The sequence below is a fragment of the Paraburkholderia saeva genome (assembly GCF_907164555.1).
Taxonomy (GTDB): Bacteria; Pseudomonadota; Gammaproteobacteria; order Burkholderiales; family Burkholderiaceae; genus Paraburkholderia; species Paraburkholderia saeva.
Genome location: NZ_CAJQZC010000002.1, coordinates 823,880 through 842,935 on the forward strand (window position 1 = coordinate 823,880; position 19,056 = coordinate 842,935).

The window sequence follows — 19,056 nt, forward strand, 5'->3', positions numbered from 1 at the left end:
GGTGCGCGTGCGTCGGCTTACGAAAGCGGACGGCCTTCGATCTGTTCGTAGACGATCGTTCCGTCGTCCGCGTCGAAGCGCTCGACATAGTTGCGTGCGCCGCACATCGGACAGCGGAACATCAGTCCTTGCCCTTCATTCTTGATGACGACGTCGGACGTTTCCCACTGGGCGTCGCATGACTGGTTTCTGCACGTAAACATGGTTGATTCTCCCGCCTGATCCGGCTGTCTGTTGAGGCTTGCCACGTGTGCGAAGCCGGGGCAGCGCGGAATTCGTGGTGCGTTGTATCGAAAACCCGCGAGTGTCGCACGAAACGGATTCGGTTCGACCGGTTTTGCCCGCTACGCGGCCCCTTTCCCAGTAATAGACCACAAATAGCACCCGGATCGCGGGAAGAATCGTATGAGGCATCGCCAGATGTACCTTGACATGTGACCATATGGTCACATATTGTAGGGACATGGATGACGTATTTAGAGCTTTGGCCGATCCGACGCGTCGCAGCCTCCTCGACGAACTGTTTAAAGAAGACGGACAGACGTTGAGCGCGCTCGAAGCCCGGCTGCCGATGACGCGCTTCGGCGTGATGAAACACCTGAAGCTGCTGGAAGAGGCAGGGCTTGTTGTCGCCCGTCGTCAGGGTCGCGAGAAGCGGCACTTTCTGAACGCCGTCCCGATCCAGCTGATCTACGACCGCTGGGTGAGCAAGTACGCCGCGCCGTGGGCCGCGACCCTGAGCGAGCTGAAACACCAACTGGAGGACAGGACGATGGAAAAAGTGTTCGAGATTTACATCAAGACGACGCCGGAACGCCTGTGGGAAGCGATCATCAACAAGGAGATGCGGGCGAAGTACACATTCGGGCTTCAGGTGAGTTCGGACTGGACGCCGGGCTCGCGCTACGAGGGTCTGGGCGGAGGTCAGCCATCGTCGGACTTCGTGGCGGGCAGCGTGATTGTCGAAGGCGAGAATCTGGAGGTCGATCCGCCCCGGCGCCTCGTGCAAAGTTTTCGCGCGATGTGGAGCGACGACGTGAAGCGTGAAGGCACGTCGCGCGTGACGTGGGAGATCGAGCAGATCAAGGATTCGTGCCGTCTGACAGTGACGCACGATGAACTGCGCGAGAACGCGAACCCCGAGCTGTACGGTGGCTGGCCGATGGTTCTTTCGGGTCTCAAGACGTTGCTTGAAACGGGCGGCTTGCTGACGACGCCCGGGTCGCTGATGTATGCGCCGGATCAAGCGGGCGGAGGTTGAGGAAGGCTTATGCGCTTTCGGGAGATGCACGGATACGCGCTGCGGCGCGTTTCCGCGTTTTCACCGGGCGCATGTTCATCAGTGCGTCGAGACACGCCCGGCGTCGTTACGGCCGCTAGCCGCCTCCCTCAACGTATCTGAAGGACGCTTGCCGAAGAGCTTGCGATAGTCCGTCGCGAACTGGCTCAAATGCCAGAAGCCCCACGCTGCGGCGACGTCCTGAACCGCGCGCGATGCGTGCGCCGCTTCGCATAGCTCACGTCGAGCGCCGTTCAGACGGATCGTTCGGAGATACGTCGCGGGTGCCATGCCGAGCACGTCCTGGAAGCAGTATTGCAGCGTCCTGCGGCTCACATGCAGGCGGTCGCACAACTCCGGCACGCCGACCGGGCGCTCGCGATTAGCCAATACGTATTCGCGTGCTTCCGACACAACCGATTGCCGACGCGACCTAGCCGGAATCGCACCAGAATCAGTGCGCTGCTGCTCGCACAGATCGAACAGCGAAGCCAGCACCGAGAATTCGAGCGCATCGCGTGAAAAGCTCTTCGGCGGCGCAGCGCAGGTCACGCCATCCGCAAGAATATGCCGCAGCGACGCGCATAGCCGCGTCTTGCGCGCCTCGCCGACCGGCACAACTTCCGTCTCGGGCATAACGCTCGAAAGACCACAGCGTTCAACGTCGAGCGCATGGCGTCGCAGTACCTCGCGCTTCACCACCACGCCAAAAATCTCATACCCCGCAGGCGTAATCAGTTCGAACTCGATGCCGCCCGGACGAAACGCGATCGCGTCATCACCAATTATGTTCGCGTCGATACGCCCCGCCACATCGCGTCGCACGGGAATACCGAACCAGTACGCGTCCGATGGCACTTCGCACGTCTGGCGCAACGTATGGCTCGTCGTCTCGCAGAACACGTGCATGTGATCGAGCGACAGTTCCGTGAGCGTGCCAACGAAGCTTCCTGCTGTGAGCTGGTCGTAGGTCTGCGTCCAGCCGTGAAGGTTGCGCGCCTGCTCGTCGGCATCGTGGGCGATGCAGGTTTGAACCCGCAGCGCTTTGGCCTGGGCAATGGCGACCTCATCGTGTCCTGCTGGTCCGGCAACCGGTGAATGACGCGTCATGGCGGATCTGCCCGCGAATGGGAATCGCGAAACGAACGCAAGTCCCGTGCCGTTCAGCGCGATCGATCAGATGTCACACATGTTGCCGCCTCGGTGTTCAAGTCCTGAACAGGTGTCCCGCCACCTGTTCAGGACTGGCGCATCGTTCCAGACCACGAAACGCCGGTTCGACGGCGTGCGCCGCTGCGGTGCTGGTTGCACATGCATGAATCACGCCGCACGTGCCATTGGCACGGTTCTGGCGTATGGGACTCGCGGTCAGCGATACAGCGCACCGACGATAAACGATCACACATGTGAGGAGCACACTGATGAACCATGCAGAGATGCAGTTTCTGACCACCGAATTCCCGTACAAAAAGCAATACGCGAACTTCATCGGCGGCGAGTGGGTGAAGCCTGTCGGCGGCGAGTATTTTGACAACATCTCGCCGATTACCGGCGAACCGTTCACATCGATCCCACGCTCGCGTGAAGCCGATATCGAACTCGCGCTCGACGCCGCACATAAGGCCAAAGTCGCGTGGGGCAAGACATCGACGACCGAACGCGCGAACATCCTGAACCGCATTGCCGACCGCATGGAAGCGAACCTGCAGCGCATCGCCATTGCGGAAACGATCGACAACGGCAAGCCGTTGCGCGAAACGATGGCGGCCGATATTCCACTTGCGATCGATCACTTCCGCTATTTCGCGGGCTGCGTGCGCGCCCAGGAAGGCTCGATCTCGCAGGTCGACGAAGACACCGTCGCGTATCACTTTCATGAACCGCTAGGCGTTGTCGGCCAGATCATTCCGTGGAATTTCCCGATCCTGATGGCCGTGTGGAAACTCGCACCGGCACTCGCGGCAGGCAACTGCGTCGTGCTTAAGCCGGCGGAACAGACGCCCGCTTCGATCCTCGTGCTGCTCGAACTGATTCACGACCTGCTCCCGCCTGGCGTGATAAATGTGGTCAACGGCTTTGGTCTGGAAGCGGGCAAACCGCTGGCGTCGAACAAGCGCATCGCCAAGATCGCGTTTACCGGCGAGACGACAACCGGCCGGCTGATCATGCAGTACGCGAGCCAGAACATCATTCCGGTCACGCTCGAACTCGGCGGCAAGAGCCCGAACATTTTCTTTGCCGATGTGATGGATCACGACGACAGCTACTTCGACAAGGCGCTCGAAGGCTTTACGATGTTCGCGCTGAACCAGGGCGAAGTGTGTACGTGTCCGTCGCGCGTGCTCATTGACGAAAAGATCTACGACAAATTCATGGAGCGCGCGCTCAAACGCGTGGCCGCAATCACACAAGGTCATCCGCTCGATACGAAAACGATGATCGGCGCGCAGGCTTCGCAGGAGCAGCTTGAAAAGATCATGTCGTATGTCGATCTCGGCAAGCAGGAAGGCGCCGAGTGTCTGATCGGCGGCGAGCGCAACACGCTGGGCGGTGAATTGAGCAAGGGCTATTACGTCAAGCCGACCGTGTTCAAAGGCCACAACAAGATGCGCATCTTCCAGGAAGAAATCTTTGGGCCGGTGGTTTCCGTCACGACCTTCAAGAACGAAGAGGAAGCGCTCGCAATCGCCAACGACACGCTCTATGGCCTCGGCGCAGGCGTGTGGACCCGCGATGGCACGCGCGCCTATCGCTTCGGCCGCGAGATCCAGGCTGGACGTGTATGGACGAACTGCTATCACGCGTATCCGGCGCATGCCGCGTTTGGCGGATACAAGCAGTCGGGTATCGGACGCGAGAATCACAAGATGATGCTCGATCACTACCAGCAAACGAAGAATCTCCTCGTCAGCTACAGCGAGAAGCCGCTGGGCTTCTTCTGAGCTAGACGCTCCTGTGGGCGAGCCGCACATTGCGGCTCGCCTTTTTTTAAGCGGAGTGACGTCATGGCAGACGATGGAGTAGCACGCGTGATCGCAACACCGGCCGCGGTAGCGCTGATCCAGAAACTCGGCGCAGAACACGGCTCGATTCTGTTTCATCAATCGGGTGGCTGTTGCGACGGCAGTGCACCGATGTGTTTTCCTGCTTCGGAGTTTCTGGTCGGCAGCTCGGATGTACGGCTTGGCGAGATTGCCGGTGTGCCGTTCTATATGAGCGAATCGCAGTTCGAATACTGGCAGCACACGCAGTTGATCATCGACGCCATACCCGGTAATGGCGGCATGTTTTCGCTTGAGCGCCCTACGGGGTTGCGCTTTCTGACGCGTTCGCGTCTCTATGACGATGCCGAGAATGCGTGGCTCGAACAGCATCCGGTTGCACGCGCGGATGCCTGATCAAGCGCAGGTGAAGGCGTTTTCTTTCAGGCAGACGGCGGCGCTGGCACCGCCGCTGTCGCTGCTGCTGTTCCGAGCAGCGCATCGCTGTCGTCTTTAAGGCCGACACCTGTCAGCCCAAGGCGACGCGCGTGCGTCAGCAGGTAATGCAGCCGATGTGCTGCGGCTTCGTATGAAAGCCCTTCGGGACGCACGTTCGAAATGCAGTTGCGCTGTGCGTCGCTGCAGCCAGTTTTGGGTGCCCAGGTCAGGTAAATACCAAGGCTGTCCGGCGAACTGAGGCCGGGCCGCTCGCCGATCAACATCACCACCAGCTTTGCCTTCAGGAGTTCGCCGATCTCGTCGCCGAGCGCGACACGGCTTTGGCGCGCGACTACAACAGGGCCAATTTTCCAGTCTGAAAGGCGCGCGCAAACGGCCTGCAACAGTGGCAACGACTGTCGCGATGCGGCGAACGCCGACAAACCATCGGCGATAACAAACACGACTTCCGGCGCATCGATCGTAACGCGCGCTAACGCTTCGCGGCTCTCGTCGGACAAACGCCTTCCAAGATCGGGACGCCGCAAATAGTGCTCGCGATCGGGCGCCGCGCTATGCACATCGAGCGTCGTAAAACCAAGCGCGCGCAGCTTTTCATGCAAGGCATCGGCGTCGAGCGGATGATGCACGGCGTCGCGCGCCTGCGCATGCGAGAGATTGAAAGCGAGCAGCGGCGCGGTCGGCAAACTGTTTCCCGCGCGGCCCAGAGCGATGCGCGCATTCGTGAATTCGCGCAGTGCGTTCCATGGATTCTTTTCGAGGAAGTCGCTCATGCGATGTCGGCTCCCATCCAGTCTTTAGCGCCTTGCAGCAGCGGCTGACGCAACGATGCGCTCAAGAGCGCACCGCGCGTGTCGGTGATCTGCATCGACTCAAGCCACTCTTCGAATTCGGGTGCGCGACGCAGACCCAGAACATCGCGAACGTACAGCGCGTCATGGAACGACGTGCTTTGATAGTTGAGCATGACGTCGTCGGCGCCGGGCACACCCATGATGAAGTTGATGCCTGCAACGCCCAGCAGCGTGAGCAGGTTGTCCATGTCGTCCTGATCGGCTTCCGCGTGATTCGTATAGCAGATGTCGCAGCCCATCGGCACGCCGAGCAGCTTGCCGCAGAAGTGATCTTCGAGACCGGCGCGCGTGATCTGCTTGCCGTCGTAGAGATACTCCGGCCCGATAAAGCCAACCACCGTGTTCACGAGAAACGGATTGAACTTGCGCGCGACGGCATAGGCGCGCACTTCACACGTCTGCTGGTCGACGCCATGATGTGCGTTCGCTGATAGCGCACTGCCCTGCCCGGTTTCGAAATACATCAGGTTGTCGCCGACCGTTCCACGCTTGAGCGACAGTCCAGCTTCGTAACCTTCCTGCAACAGCGCAAGCGTGATGCCAAAGCCCGCATTCGCCTTCTCCGTCCCCGCGATCGACTGGAACACGAGATCGACCGGTGCGCCCTTCTCTATCGCCGCAATTGTGTTCGTGACGTGCGTGAGCACGCAGGATTGCGTCGGCACCTGATAGCGCTGGCGAAAGTCGTCGACCATGCGCAACAGCATCGTGATGGCGGCAAGGCTGTCAGTGGCGGGATTGATGCCGACCATCGCGTCGCCGCAGCCGTACATGAGGCCGTCGAGCATCGACGCCGCGATGCCTTTGACGTCATCGGTTGCGTGATTGGGTTGCAGACGCACGGACATGTGTCCGGGCAAGCCGACGGTGTTGCGAAAGCGCGTCACCACGGGACGCTTGCGCGCCGCCACGATCAGATCCTGATTGCGCATCAGCTTCGACACCGCCGCGACCATTTCCGGCGTCAGGCCCGCCGTAACACGCGTGAGTGCCGCGGTATCTGTCGTGCTGGAGAGCAGCCAGTTGCGAAAATCGCCGACCGCCAGATGCGAGATTTCGGCGAACGCTTCGGGCGAGTGATCGTCGATGACAAGGCGCGTGACTTCGTCGCTTTCGTACGGCACGACTGCTTCGTTCAGAAACGTGCGCAACGGCACAGCTGCAAGCGCGATCTTTGCAGCGACGCGTTCTTCTTCGCTTGCCGCCGCCACACCGGCGAGCTGGTCGCCGGAACGCAGCGGGCTCGCCTTCGCCAGCAGGGTTCTCAGATCGGCGAACCGGTACGTCCGGCTGCCGATTGTCTCCGTATAGCTCATCTGCATTGCTCCTGCGCCGCCGCGTGCACGGCGGCTTCGCCCGTCGCGTCAGTCTTCGAGCAGGGCATCCACGGGTGCCACTGCACGCTGCCTGCGCGTCGACAGAAAATACACATAGCCGAGCGCGAGAAAGATCGCGAACACGACCGCCACCAGAAAGTTGAAGTACACCATCGTGCCCAGCGAAATCACCGCGGTCACCAGCGCGAACGCCGGGAAGAGCGGGAACAGCGGCGCGCGGAACGGCCGTTCCATGCCCGGTTGCGTCCGGCGCAGCTTGAACAGCGACATCATGCTGATGATGTACATCACAATAGCGCCAAAAACCGACATCGTCACGATGTTCGCCGTGAGCGTCTGGCCGCCAAACTGGATCAGCTCGTCGCTGTAGATGGCGGCAATGCCGACCACGCCGCCCGCGATGATCGCGCGATGCGGCGTCTTGAAACGCGGATGCACCTTCGAAAGCCACTCCGGCAGATAGCCCGCGCGCGCGAGCGCAAAGATCTGACGCGAGTAGCCAAGAATGATGCCGTGAAACGATGCCACGAGCCCGAAGAGGCCGAGCCACACCAGCATATGCATCCAGCCGCTATTTGCACCGACGATGAATTTCATCGCCTGCGGCAGCGGGTCGTTGATGTTCGCGAGTTTGGTCCAGTCTCCGGCGGCGCCTGCAAACACCATCACGCCAATTGCCAGTGCGACGAGCGTCAGGATGCCGGCGATGTACGCGATGGGAATCGAACGCTTCGGGTCTTTCGCTTCTTCGGCGGCCATTGCGACGCCTTCGATCGCGAGAAAGAACCAGATCGCGAACGGAATCGCGGCAAACATGCCGCTAAACGAGCCCAGGCTGAAGTGATCGGCGCCCGACCAGCCGCCCTTCGTGAAATTGCTTAACTCGAAGCCCGGCGATACGACGCCCATGAACACCAGCAACTCGAAAATGGCGAGGAGCGTCACGCACAGTTCGAACGCCGCGGCGATCTGCACGCCGACGATATTCAGCGCCATGAAGATCAGATACGCGCCCATCGCGGCGTGTTTCGGCTCAAGCGCCGGAAACTGCACGTGCAGATACGCGCCGATGGCAAGCGCAATGGCGGGCGGTGCGAACACGAACTCAACCAGCGTCGCCGCGCCCGCGATATAGCCGCCGGTCGGGCCGAACGCCTGACGGGCGTAGGCGAACGGGCCGCCTGCGTGCGGAATCGATGTCGTGAGTTCCGTGAAGCTGAAAATGAACGTCGTGTACATCGCGGCAATAAAGAGCGCCGTGATCACGAACCCGAGCGTGCCTGCGCTTGCCCAGCCGTAGCTCCAGCCAAAATACTCGCCGGAGATCACGAGGCCAACTGCGATGCCCCACAACTGCCACGTACCGAGCGTCTGTTTGAGCTCGTGATGCGTGACCTTGCCCACATGCTGACCTTTCGACTCTGCTTTCATCGGAATCTCCTGATTTGGCTGCCTGCGGGGACCGCAAGCAGACACGCATCAGCCGATGGTAGAGAGCCATTAATCGAGGTGTTATCGAAAATCGGCAAACATCGGGCGTTTCTGCGGCATTAAGCACCTGCTGGAAGGCCTGCAGCGCACTAACCATGTGCGCAAACGAGGTCCGCAGGATTTGGTAAACGGGTCCGTGCTAATTTTCAGTGCATAGCCTTCCCGACTCTATTCGCCGAACCATGAACGATCCCGGCAGTCGCACTCGCTATGAGACACGGCTAAATCGCGTGCTCGACCATATCTACGATCATCTCGACGAACCGCTCGACATCGACCGGCTCGCTGAGATTGCGTGCCTGTCGCCGTATCACTGGCACCGCATCTATCAGGCGATGTATGGCGAAGCCGTCGCGACGACGGTGCGTCGTCTGCGATTGCATCGCGCGGCCGGCTATCTCGCGAATGGATCGATGACGATTGCGGAGATAGCGGAGCGCTCGGGCTACAGCAGTTTGCAGTCGTTCACGCGCACGTTTAGCGCCGTGTTCGGTATGCCGCCCGCGCAGTTTCGCAAGTCGGGCACCCATCGCCGGTTCAGACCGGGCAACCCAGGAGACGCGCAAATGGTCATGCGAGACGCGGTGATTCGTGAAGTGCCAGAGATGGCGGTGATTTCCTTGTTGCGTGCCTCCGCTTTTCTCTTGTCGAGCTCAAAGCGAAGGCACACCGCGTTCAAAACGGTCGGGTCGGCAGATACTTGCCGTCGAGCGTGATGACCGCGCGCGAGCCGCCTTCCGGATCGTCGACCTTCTTGATGTCCAGCTTGAAGTTGATCGCGCTGATGATGCCGTCGCCGAACTGTTCGTGCACGAGTGCCTTTAGCGTCGAACCGTAGATCTGCACCATTTCATAGAAGCGATAGATCGTCGGATCGGTCGGCACGCCGCCTGGGATGCTGCCGCGCAGCGGAATGCTTTGCAGTAGACGCGCATCGTCGGCGCTCAGATCGAGGCGTTCGGCGATCAGCTTCGCGGCTTCTGCTGGCAATGCGTGCTGGCCAAGCAGCGCGGCTGTAACGAAGGCGACGCTCAGGCCGGTGCCGTCGGTCAGTTGCTGGAACGTGAGGTTGCGTCGCGATTTGGCGTCGACGATGGCTTCGGTCAGCGCTTCGCGGCGGGCCTGGGAGTTCAGGGATTGCGTCATGATGTTTCCTTGAGGGGGTCGTAGTGCGGTGAGAGAAAAAGATCAGGCGGCAAGGCTCAGCCGGTTCTTCGGCGTTGCGCTGGTTTCCGGGTTATCGACGAGCGGCACGAAGCGGCGGGTTGCGCCGTCGAGCGCATCGATCGAGCCGCTTTCGATGTCGTAGACCCAGCCGTGCAGATTCAGCCGGCCCTGTTCGAGCGCGAGGGCCACCGACGGATGCGTCTGGATATTGGCGAGCTGTGCGATGACGTTTTCACGCACCATCGAGTCCAGCTTCGCGTGTTCGGATGCATGGGTGCGCGCGGCGTTGACGACCTTCGCCGAATCCGCGTGACGCAGCCAGTTCGCGACGGCCGGCATGTGATCGAGGCATTTGCACGTCGAAATCGCGGTCATTGCGCCGCAGTCCGAATGGCCGCAGATCACGATGTCCGTCACGCCGAGCGCCGCGACCGCATATTCGACCGTGGCCGATACGCCGCCCGGTTCCGGGCCATACGAAGGCACGATGTTGCCGGCGTTGCGGATCACGAACAGGTCGCCCGGCTCGCGCTGGGTCAGCAGTTCAGGCACAACGCGGCTGTCAGAGCACGCGATGAATAGAACCTTCGGGTTTTGCGCGGTAGCGAGCCGCTTGAAGAGATCCGAACGCATCGGAAATGCGTCACGCTGGAACTTCAGAAAGCCGTCGATGATGTCTTGCATGTTGGCGTCCGGTGGTGTTCGATGGAGCTACTTTGAGCGTGTTCAGCCATAGCGTCCAAGACCGGTTTATTATTCCCGCTATAGGCACGACCAATAGCAGGAGGCGCCATGCTGCTACGACATATCCGCTACCTGCTGGCGGTGGCTGAACACCAGAACTTCACGCGCGCCGCCGAGGCGCTGCACGTCTCGCAGCCCACGCTCTCGCAGCAGATCCGGCAACTCGAAGACACACTCAACGTGCAGTTGCTGGATCGCTCCGGCCGGAACATCCGTCTGACGGACGCCGGCGAGGCGTGGGTCAGCTACGCGCGCCGCGCGTTGCAGGACCTCGATGCGGGCAGGCGCGCGATTCACGACGTGCAGGAACTGAGCCGTGGCACGCTGCGCCTCGCGATGACGCCGACCTTCACCGCGTATCTCATCGGTCCGCTGATCCAGCAGTTCAACGCGCGCTATCCCGGCATCACGCTCACCGTCGAAGAAATGACGCAGGACCGCATCGAGGCGCTGCTTGGAGAAGACGCGCTCGATATTGGCATCGCGTTCTCGGGCGCGCATGCCGCGGAAGTGGAAAGTCAGGCGTGGTTTGCCGAGCCGCTGGCGCTAGTGGTCGGTGAATCGCACCGGCTTGCGGGTTCCGATGCGTCTTGCGGCGTGAGGGATCTGGAAAAGGAAGCGCTGGTGCTGCTGAGCCGTGACTTCGCGACGCGCCGGCACATTGACGCGTACTGTCTGCAGCACAACATCGCGCCGCCCGTTTCCATCGAAGCGAACTCGATCAGCGCGATCATTGAGATCGTCCGGCGCAGCAAGCTTGCGACCGTGCTACCGGAGGCGATTGCGCGCGAGCAGGCAGGGTTGCATGCGGTCGCGCTGCGTCCTGCGATGCCACGTCGTACAGCGGCGCTGCTTCAGCGCAAGGGCGCTTACCGCACGGCTGCAAGCCGGGCGTTTGTTGAACTGGCCGCGAACTGGGCCTGAGAAACGACAGAAAGCCGGCGCGCGTTGCGTCGGCTGAAGGGAACGGTCGGGCGAGTCTGCCTGACCGCCAGTTTCCAGACATCACGAGAGCGCGGCTTCGCGACGGAGCAATGCATCGAGACGTCCGTCCTGATCCAGCGCGGACAGGTCGTCGAATCCGCCGACATGCGTCGCGCCGATGTAAATCTGCGGCACAGTGCGACGGCCGGTTTTCTTCGCCAGCGCGACGGCCGCTTCGCGGTCGCCTTCGATGCTGATGTCGTTATACGTGACGCCTTTGCCGCGCAGTAGCGCCTTCGCTGCGAGACAGTACGGGCAAGTCGGTGTGGAGTAGATCGTGACTGAAGACATGATGGTTACCTCATTGGTTGAAGCGGATTAACCTGGCCATGAGCGCAGGATCGGTGAATTTACTGACCGCGATAGACGTCGTCGAACGACACGTCGTGCGTGCCTTTGATGTGCGTACCCAGCTTGCTGAATCCCGATGCAAAGCTGCCGTGTGTGGATGAACCGTACGCATCGCCTTGCGACTGACGTACGACCGGACGGCCCACTGCGGCGTCCGGATAGTGCGCGTCGCTCATCGGACAAGTGCCGGCTTGTTCGGCTGCGACCAGTTCCGCGCGGACCTGCGCGCGGGTCGCGGTCGATTCGGCGTGGCTCGCGAGCGGGAGTGCAAGCGCGGCGGCGAGGACAAGAGCTTGATGAATGCGTTTCATGATGGTGGGACCTGTAAGAGAGTTTCCGTCGCTGACGATGTGAGTGAACTTTAGAACTCAGCCTTCCGGTCGTTAATAGCGGGACGGCTCATCAAAATGCTCATTCGGCTCAATGCCGTTTCGGGCTACAGGGAGTTGAAAAGCGCGACGCGATACGACACACGCGCGAATACATCGCGTGCGATACGTCGTATGAAGAAAGGGAGATGAAGAACAACGGCCCTTGCCGGGCCGTTGCTTAATCCGCGCGGATGTTGCCGCCGGACGAACGCCAGCGCGCTGGCGTCACGCCGATCTGACGTTTGAAAACCCGCTGGAACGCCGCTTCCGACTGATAGCCGACTGCCTCGCCGATATCGGCGACCTTCTTCGTCGTTTGCAGCAGCGCGCGGCCGGCGATCGTCATGCGCACTTCGGTGAGCACGTCGGTGGCCGAGCGGCCGATGGCTTCCTGGAACTGCCGCACGAACGTTGCGCGCGACATGTTACAGAGCGACGCGAGCTGATCGAGCGTCCACGGCTCGCCGGGCGTCTCGAACATCGCCGAGACCGCCGCCTGCAGGCGTGGCCGGCCCGCGAGCGCGAGCAGCCCGTGCGGCGGCGCCGACAGCTCGCTCGCAAAGCGCAGCGTCAGCGCGAACAGCGCCGCCGAGAGATGGCTCACGAGCGTTTCGCTGCCGGGGCCGTCGTCGATGGCTTCTTCCCGCATCAATTCGATCAGGCGCGTGAGACGCGAGCCCGCCATCGCCTGCGCGGAATCGCCACCGTCGCCGTGACCGATGCCCGCATTCGCGCTACGGACGATCAGACGCCCCGGCAGATGATCGCGCAGCAGGCGGTCGGGGACCGCGCCGAGCAGGAAGCGGCCGCAGAGGATGTCCGCCGATGCGCCCTCGCCGCTGTTCTCCATCACCACCGACGAGACCGCCTGACGCGGCGCGGGCTGGGTGGGCGTCTCGCCGCTGCCGTCGTGGATGCGATGGGCGTCGCCGGCTGGAAACACGATGATGTCGCCCGGGAAGAGTCGCTCGAGCGGGCCGGTGCCGTCCTCGACGACCGCGCTGCCGGAGAGCAGCACGTGATACGGAATTTCGCGGACGCCCGACTTTTCCTTCTCGATGGCCCACGGCGCGCCGAAGTGACAGCGCACGTCGAGGCGTCCGGTGACGGGCATCAGGGAAAGGAGTCGACTTAACAGATCCATATGAGCCGCTTGAGCATGTTTATGCGTCGTTTGAGGATTAGCGCCGGGAGCGCGGCGCCTTACAGTGACCTCATGCATTGCCAGCCGATTCTACTTGAGGCGGACGCAGCCCGCCGAGGTGGCGTCCGGGCCCGGTAGACCGGGGCTTGGACCGGTTGTCGGCCATGTGCGCTACCCATTGAGGATGTCATGAAAACAGTTCAAACCGATGTTGCGATCATTGGCGCCGGCAGTGCCGGCCTGCCGGCGTACCGCGCGGCGAAGGCAGTGGGCGCGTCGGCGATTCTCATCGAAGGTGGCCCGTACGGGACGACCTGCGCACGCGTCGGCTGCATGCCGTCGAAGCTGCTGATCGCGGCTGCAGAGGCGGCGCACGCTGCGGCGCACACGGCGCCGTTCGGGGTGCACGTGGATGGGACGATTCGTATCGATGGCCCGGAGGTGATGGCGCGGGTGAAGGGCGAACGCGACCGCTTCGTGGGTTTTGTCGTCGAAAGCACTGAAGGGATTCCCGAAGCAGACCGCTTGATCGGCTACGCGCGGTTTATCGATGACGGGTTGTTGCAGGTGGGTGACCACACGCAGGTGCGAGCGCGCAGCGTGGTGATTGCGACCGGATCGTCACCGTATCTGCCGGAGATGTATCGAAAGCTCGGCGACCGGGCGATTGTGAATGACGATGTTTTTGCCTGGAATGATCTGCCGCGGAAGGTGGCGGTTGTGGGCGCTGGGGTGATTGGGCTGGAGTTGGGGCAGGCTCTTTCGCGTTTAGGCGTGGACGTGACGGTTATCGGTGCGCGCGGCCGCGTTGGGCCTTTGACGGATCCTGAGGTTAAGGCGTACGCGGAGAAGGTGTTTGCTGATGGGTTCCGGTTTTTTGCTCGGGCTGAGGTTGAGGCTGTTTCGCGTGAGGGTGATAGCGTGCGGATGCGGTATCGGATTGGGTCTGATACCTCGGACGTGGTTGAAGATACGTTTGACTATGTGCTCGTTACGGCTGGACGGCGACCTAACGTTGCTGGTTTGGCGCTTGGCAACACCTCGCTCGCGGTCGATCAGGACGGCGTGCCTGTTTATGATCCGCTGACTTTGCAGGTGGGTTCACATCCCGTATTTATTGCTGGGGATGTGAATAACGTGCTGCCGTTGCTGCATGAGGCTGCTGATGAAGGTAAGGCAGCCGGGACGAATGCTGCACGGTTTCCGGATGTTGCGCCGCTGGTTCGCCGGGCTCCGATTTCGGTGCTGTTTTCGGATCCGGGTGTGGCGATGGTTGGGGCGCGGTTTGTTGATCTGGCGCCGGGCTCGTTTGTGGTCGGTGAAGTCAGCTTCGAAGACCAGGGGCGTAGCCGGATCATGTTGCGCAATCGCGGGTTGATGCATGTGTACGTTGATAAGTCTACGCGGCGGTTTCTAGGCGCGGAGTGGATCGGACCGGATGCTGAGCACATCGCTCACTTGCTGTCGTGGGCGCTGCAGATGAAGCTCCGGCGGCATCACCGGGACCACGTGTCCTTGCAAAGGATATGGCCGAACGACGGGTTGATATCAGACATCTGCGCCAAGGAGCACCAACGCCCGTTTCAGCTCGTCAATTTCCTGCGAGAACGACAGAAAAGTAGTTTCCTTCGCTTGTTCTCTTTTCTGAACGCTGACTAGGGACCGAAGGACCTGCGTGATGTGCTGGGCGACCTGCTCATCTCGAGTGGGCGGCTTTCGCGCAATAAGTGCGAGTCGCGGCGGTTGAGACTCATACAGCGTCGCGCCGGGTGCCTGCTCCAGAAATGCCGCTGCGTCGCGAAGCACGGCGAGAATGGCGTCCCGATTACCAGGCCGCGTGTTGATAACCTTCGGACTTGGATGCGCGCACGCAAAGAGACTTAAATCTGGCCGCAAGGCGGCGACCTGTGGCTGTGCCTGCTGAGCGTTTTTGCCCATGAAGACTACGGCTCGCAGCTTTGGCAGCATCTGAATGAGCCGTGGAAGCGGCTTCAATCCTCGCTCGAGGTCATGCGGAGTTGCTGCACGAATGCGTGCCCCGTCCCCAATGTACCAAGGCACTACGTTCCAAAGTAGTGTGCGGGTTCGCGGGATGCACGCATCCTGGTGAAGCAGGAACATATTCTTCGCCGTCTCGTCCGGATTATTGCGCGAGACGAATGTCGAAGCGACGGCGCGAGCGCCCGGTGCCTCCAGAAGGAAGAGTATCTCCGCATTGACGCCGGCGTCCCACGGGTCAAAATCTGGTATCTCTGCGCCGGGGCCTGCCTCAAGGCGCAGTTCCTCCACGTATGCCGTCAGCGGAGCGACGTGAGGCTCATGCAGTTGCCGAATGCGTGTTGCTTTCACGGCCGAGTCGCCAAGCGACTTCGGCTGGTCGACGTTCGCTTGGCGATGTTCCATGACTGCTTCCTCGTTGTATCGTTGGTCAAAACGCGCCCGTTGCTAGTCCACAGCACTGGCAGCCAAGACATCTAAATTCGCTATCGGCATGAAGCAAGCCGAAAGCGGCGAATTCGAACGAAAGCGGGGCTACCTGCAGTCCGGCCGCCGGGAAGCGATTGGATGTCCGTTGTACCGAATGCGCCACGGCGGCGTTCATCTGTTGCCGTGAATCCGTCTTCACCATCGTCCCTACCCGCGCTTCCCGTATAGCTGAGAAAACTCGGTGAAGTCGGGTAACTGCTGCATGTGTCCGTGCAGTGGCTCGCTGGCGTGGCACGCGATACAAAGAGCAGCGAGATTGCTGTCCCGATTGTCGTTTTTTTGCCCGTTACGATGATGCACATGGAGAAAGCGTGGATTTCCACTGAGGTCCAGTGCACAACCTTCGCATCGATACCGACGCACCCGTCGAACGGTGCTGGATATACGCTCCCAGTCTGGCGTGTATGTGTTCACGGGAGCATCCGTTGACGAGTGTTTGGGCTTTACAGAGAGAAGGTCACGCGGATACTTTTCAAAAAAATCCGGTAGCGCAAAGCCCTTAACTAGCTCAAGGCGCGTCGGCTTTTGCAAGTGGTAGCCGAACCCATTCCAGGAAATATGCTTTAGGCAGTTTTGGCATACGTTCAGACGAACCTCTTTCGGCTCGACCGTAGCGCTGATGAGGTTTACCTCAAACAACCCTGAGTCCCTGCTCGCCACTACATACCGTCCACCCCTGTTCTTTTTGTGCATCTCACTCAATGTGGCACAGAAGGCGAAATGGTATCTGGGCATGTGTTCGCGATTTCCCATCACGTTCACGTCTCGAATGTAGACGAGAACTCGGCGTCCCTTATAACCAAGAGTTCCGTCGTCGAGGACTTCAATCTCGTCGGAATCGACGTCTATTCCGCGAGTCTGCAGTAACTCCTCAATGGAAAGCTCTATCTCCCGGTATTCGATTCTTTCAGCGAAAGGAGCCGCCAGGGATGCACGCATCCTGGTCCGAAGCCCGTTAAAGGCGGGCCAGCTCAGGAAGTCTGGAAGCTTGATGCTCATTTGCTTTGCAGCTTTTCGGCGATGAGGTCCATCTTCTCGCTCGCGTTCGTAACGATGCGAAATTCAACGCGCTGATTTGCCTGCTGAGCACCAACCGAGGCATCACCGGGTGTCAGCGGATGTGAGGAGGATAGACCGTTGGCAGTCACGTGCTGAACGAGCCACTTCTCGTGCGGCTGCACAGCGGACAGCGATAGAAGGTATTCGAGGGTGCTGCGGGTGCGTGCCTGCGAAAGCTCCATATTGCGAAAGTACGCAGTCTTCTCGTCCGTCGTACCGGTCCAGGCAGCGCTGGTGTGGCCTTCAATTCGAATCTCTTTGACTGCGTTCTGGTATTGACCAGAAGTCAGGAGCGCAACATACCGGGGAAAGAATTGACGCAGGACTTCCTTGAACTTGGGACGCAGTTCCGAGGAGCCAGTCGCGAACAGGACCGTCGGGTCATTAAATCGGATGGTCATATCCCCCAGCATTTCGGCGTTCCACTGCTTCAGGTCGTTCGCAAACTCTTTCTGCAGCGCCAGCTGCATGTCCTGCTTCGTAGACTCATATTCCTTGACCACAAGGGTTGTGGTCTTCTCGACACGGAGCATGAATGCGGCGGTCAGAAGCATGAATACCATCATCAGACCTGTCATCAGGTCCGCCATCGGAATCCAGTAAGACTGATTGCTGTTTTCGGTTTCCATGCGTCACCTCAGGCCGTTCCGGCCATGCGGACGACGTCACGCAGTCTGTCGGTCAGAGGACCGTAGTCCGAGACGAACTTCTCGGAAAGCGACGCCAATTGCCGCCCGAGAGACTCCAGGCTTTTGGTGAGCTCTTCCTGAAGGCCCTTGTCGAGCGTGACCACACTTTGGCGGATGTGCTCCATGGACTTACTCAGGCTCTCGTTGACCTCAGACTGCGACTTGCTGAGCGTGTCGACAAGAAGCTGCTTCATCTCTGCCGATGAAGTCTGCAGCTGCGTACCGCACGTCTTGACGACGTCGGTGACATCCGCTTGCGATTTCTTCAAGGTCTCGGCGAACAGGTTTTTCACGTCGGTGACAGACGTCTGCATCTGGGTGCCGGACGCCTTGATGGCATCTGCAACGTCGACCTGCGACTGTCGGAGCGTCTCCACCATGAGGTCTTTCGTCTGGGCCGCAGACAGCTGCATTTGGGTACCGCTCAGCTTGACCGACTCCGAGACGTCGGATTGCAGCCTGGCGACGCTCTGCTTCATGAACTCCGTCATGTCGTCAATCTTGCGAGCGAACTCAGGCGTAACATCCTTCATCTGCGTCAAAACTACTGCCATCGAACGCTGAGATTCGTCAATTTCCTGATGCTGCTGGACGAGTCCCTTTAGCGTGCTCTCCAACGCGCTCGCGACATCACTGAACCGGGATGCACGGTCGATGAAGGCAGCTAACGCACCAGCGGACTGCCGCAAGTCGTCGGCGGAGGACTTTTGTAGCGCCTGGAGCTTGTCGAGTTCCTCCCTGTACTGCTGCTGCCAGACGACCAGCTTCTCGACGGCGGCATTCAGCTGTTTGAAGTTGTCGCCAAACTGTTCGTTTATCTGTGCGTTGAAGTCTTTGATGACTTCCTTCAGTGCTTCGATGAGCGCCTTGGAACCGTCCTCCGACATGCGCTGCGCGAACGTGTCAAATGACGTTCTCAGCAGTTTGAGCTCGTCGACCTGCTCCTGCCGCATCAGCTTTAGTTGTGTGAGCAAACTACCTTCTTCCGTGCCCGACAGGCTGCGCTGCAGCGCCTGCGTAGCCGCGACGACATCGTCAAGTGTCGCCGACTTCGGTGCGCCTTGCGTCTGAGGAATCGGCGTCTTCTTGAAATAGTGGCGGGCTCGCAGGACGAGCGACCCAAATACCCCACTAACCGAGGCCCAGAATGCAGTTTTCACCCCCTCGAGTAGATGAGGGACGCTGTCTGATACGTTGGAAGCATCGAAGTGAAGCAGTGCGGTTGCAATTCCAAGAAAGCACCCGAAGATGCCGACGGTTGTGAGAATCTCCGGGCCGTGGACAACAGAGAACCGGTCAAACCGCACAAACGCGAAAAAGACCGTCAGCCCCAAATTCGCGCAGATGAAAATCATCGTAGGCGTATCTCTGAACACGGTCTCCAGTGGTCCTGCTGCAAATACGCTGGGTGCCAGAAAGGCACATAGAAGAGGTAGTAGGAATTTTTTCATTTTCGGATTGTTTTAGCCTGCTTGGCGATGAATCGCTCGCGATTGCCTCGCTTTCGAGCTCCCCGTCACGCAGTATGTGGTCTCCAATCCCGCTCGGAATATGCGATTGCGTCGAATATTACCGATTCTCCAACCTATTTGTAAGCGCAAACGGGAATCCGGAAAATTTGACTGCAGCAAGCCACCGAGATAGGGGAATCCTGCCTGC

General features: G+C 60.2%; 20 protein-coding genes. 6 read left to right on the top strand and 14 right to left on the bottom strand.

Annotated elements, in window-relative coordinates:
• Window positions 1–17: 17 nt before the first annotated feature.
• Window positions 18–203 (bottom strand): hypothetical protein, encoded by a 186-nt coding sequence (locus LPA36_RS07965; RefSeq protein WP_228875573.1) that lies wholly within the window; start codon window positions 201–203, stop codon window positions 18–20.
• A 260-nt stretch (window positions 204–463) separates the two neighbouring features.
• Here LPA36_RS07965 and LPA36_RS29500 point away from each other — a divergent pair, with 260 nt between their 5' ends.
• The gene (locus LPA36_RS29500) at window positions 464–1,261 is read left to right on the top strand and encodes an ArsR/SmtB family transcription factor (RefSeq protein WP_324250893.1); all 798 of its coding nucleotides are present in this window, start codon (window positions 464–466) and stop codon (window positions 1,259–1,261) included.
• Window positions 1,262–1,339: 78 nt separating this feature from the next.
• On the opposite strand, the gene LPA36_RS07980 is transcribed toward LPA36_RS29500, so the two are convergent.
• On the bottom strand, window positions 1,340–2,389 hold the full coding sequence (locus LPA36_RS07980; RefSeq protein ID WP_228875574.1) for a helix-turn-helix domain-containing protein: 1,050 nt from the start codon (window positions 2,387–2,389) through the stop codon (window positions 1,340–1,342).
• Between the two features lie 311 nt (window positions 2,390–2,700).
• On the opposite strand from LPA36_RS07980, the gene adh reads away from it, so the two are divergent.
• Window positions 2,701–4,221, top strand: a complete 1,521-nt coding sequence (adh, locus tag LPA36_RS07985; RefSeq protein WP_228875575.1) for an aldehyde dehydrogenase — start codon at window positions 2,701–2,703, stop codon at window positions 4,219–4,221.
• 63 nt (window positions 4,222–4,284) lie between these two features.
• Window positions 4,285–4,677 (top strand): DUF779 domain-containing protein, encoded by a 393-nt coding sequence (locus LPA36_RS07990; RefSeq protein WP_228875576.1) that lies wholly within the window; start codon window positions 4,285–4,287, stop codon window positions 4,675–4,677.
• Between the two features lie 26 nt (window positions 4,678–4,703).
• On the opposite strand, the gene eutC is transcribed toward LPA36_RS07990, so the two are convergent.
• From eutC to eat, 3 genes are read right to left on the bottom strand one after another with little or no spacing between them, the layout of a single operon-like run.
• Entirely contained in the window at window positions 4,704–5,492 is a 789-nt protein-coding gene (eutC, locus tag LPA36_RS07995; RefSeq protein WP_228875577.1) for an ethanolamine ammonia-lyase subunit EutC, read from the bottom strand.
• Entirely contained in the window at window positions 5,489–6,889 is a 1,401-nt protein-coding gene (locus tag LPA36_RS08000; protein ID WP_228875578.1) for an ethanolamine ammonia-lyase subunit EutB, read from the bottom strand. Before LPA36_RS08000 ends, eutC begins: the two co-directional genes overlap by 4 nt.
• 48 nt (window positions 6,890–6,937) lie before the next feature.
• Window positions 6,938–8,341 (bottom strand): ethanolamine permease, encoded by a 1,404-nt coding sequence (gene eat, locus LPA36_RS08005; protein WP_228875579.1) that lies wholly within the window; start codon window positions 8,339–8,341, stop codon window positions 6,938–6,940.
• A 290-nt stretch (window positions 8,342–8,631) separates the two neighbouring features.
• Here eat and LPA36_RS08010 point away from each other — a divergent pair, with 290 nt between their 5' ends.
• Window positions 8,632–9,117, top strand: coding sequence for a helix-turn-helix transcriptional regulator (locus LPA36_RS08010; RefSeq protein WP_228875580.1), 486 nt, complete (start codon window positions 8,632–8,634; stop codon window positions 9,115–9,117).
• Here LPA36_RS08010 and cynS read toward each other — a convergent pair.
• Complete coding sequence (cynS, locus tag LPA36_RS08015; protein WP_228875581.1) at window positions 9,077–9,547, bottom strand: cyanase; 471 nt, start codon at window positions 9,545–9,547, stop codon at window positions 9,077–9,079. The genes LPA36_RS08010 and cynS overlap by 41 nt on opposite strands.
• Before the next feature lie 42 nt (window positions 9,548–9,589).
• Entirely contained in the window at window positions 9,590–10,252 is a 663-nt protein-coding gene (locus LPA36_RS08020; protein ID WP_228875582.1) for a carbonic anhydrase, read from the bottom strand.
• Between the two features lie 108 nt (window positions 10,253–10,360).
• Between LPA36_RS08020 and cynR the strand changes: the two genes are divergently transcribed.
• Window positions 10,361–11,236 carry a transcriptional regulator CynR gene (cynR, locus tag LPA36_RS08025; RefSeq protein WP_228875583.1) on the top strand — a complete coding sequence of 292 codons (876 nt, stop codon included), beginning with the start codon at window positions 10,361–10,363 and terminating at the stop codon, window positions 11,234–11,236.
• Between the two features lie 81 nt (window positions 11,237–11,317).
• Here cynR and grxC read toward each other — a convergent pair whose 3' ends face one another.
• The 3 genes from grxC to LPA36_RS08040 all read right to left on the bottom strand — a co-directional run bounded on the left by grxC (window position 11,318) and on the right by LPA36_RS08040 (window position 13,162).
• Window positions 11,318–11,587, bottom strand: a complete 270-nt coding sequence (grxC, locus tag LPA36_RS08030) for a glutaredoxin 3 (RefSeq protein WP_228875584.1) — start codon at window positions 11,585–11,587, stop codon at window positions 11,318–11,320.
• A gap of 59 nt (window positions 11,588–11,646) precedes the next feature.
• Entirely contained in the window at window positions 11,647–11,958 is a 312-nt protein-coding gene (locus tag LPA36_RS08035; RefSeq protein ID WP_228875585.1) for a DUF4148 domain-containing protein, read from the bottom strand.
• 238 nt (window positions 11,959–12,196) lie between these two features.
• Complete coding sequence (locus LPA36_RS08040; protein WP_228875586.1) at window positions 12,197–13,162, bottom strand: AraC family transcriptional regulator; 966 nt, start codon at window positions 13,160–13,162, stop codon at window positions 12,197–12,199.
• Between the two features lie 189 nt (window positions 13,163–13,351).
• On the opposite strand from LPA36_RS08040, the gene LPA36_RS08045 reads away from it, so the two are divergent.
• Complete coding sequence (locus tag LPA36_RS08045) at window positions 13,352–14,821, top strand: dihydrolipoyl dehydrogenase (protein ID WP_228875587.1); 1,470 nt, start codon at window positions 13,352–13,354, stop codon at window positions 14,819–14,821.
• On the opposite strand, the gene LPA36_RS08050 is transcribed toward LPA36_RS08045, so the two are convergent.
• The 4 genes from LPA36_RS08050 to LPA36_RS08065 form a co-directional block, all read right to left on the bottom strand.
• Window positions 14,711–15,565, bottom strand: a complete 855-nt coding sequence (locus LPA36_RS08050) for a uracil-DNA glycosylase (protein ID WP_228875588.1) — start codon at window positions 15,563–15,565, stop codon at window positions 14,711–14,713. The two genes, LPA36_RS08045 and LPA36_RS08050, sit on opposite strands and share 111 nt — an antisense overlap.
• Before the next feature lie 231 nt (window positions 15,566–15,796).
• Complete coding sequence (locus LPA36_RS08055; protein WP_228875589.1) at window positions 15,797–16,648, bottom strand: HNH endonuclease; 852 nt, start codon at window positions 16,646–16,648, stop codon at window positions 15,797–15,799.
• A complete protein-coding gene (locus LPA36_RS08060) occupies window positions 16,645–17,337 on the bottom strand; it encodes an OmpA/MotB family protein (protein WP_228875590.1) in 693 nt (230 codons plus the stop codon). The genes LPA36_RS08055 and LPA36_RS08060 overlap by 4 nt, the downstream gene beginning before the upstream one ends.
• 8 nt (window positions 17,338–17,345) lie before the next feature.
• Window positions 17,346–18,752, bottom strand: coding sequence for a methyl-accepting chemotaxis protein (locus LPA36_RS08065; RefSeq protein WP_228875591.1), 1,407 nt, complete (start codon window positions 18,750–18,752; stop codon window positions 17,346–17,348).
• Window positions 18,753–19,056 lie beyond the last annotated feature (304 nt).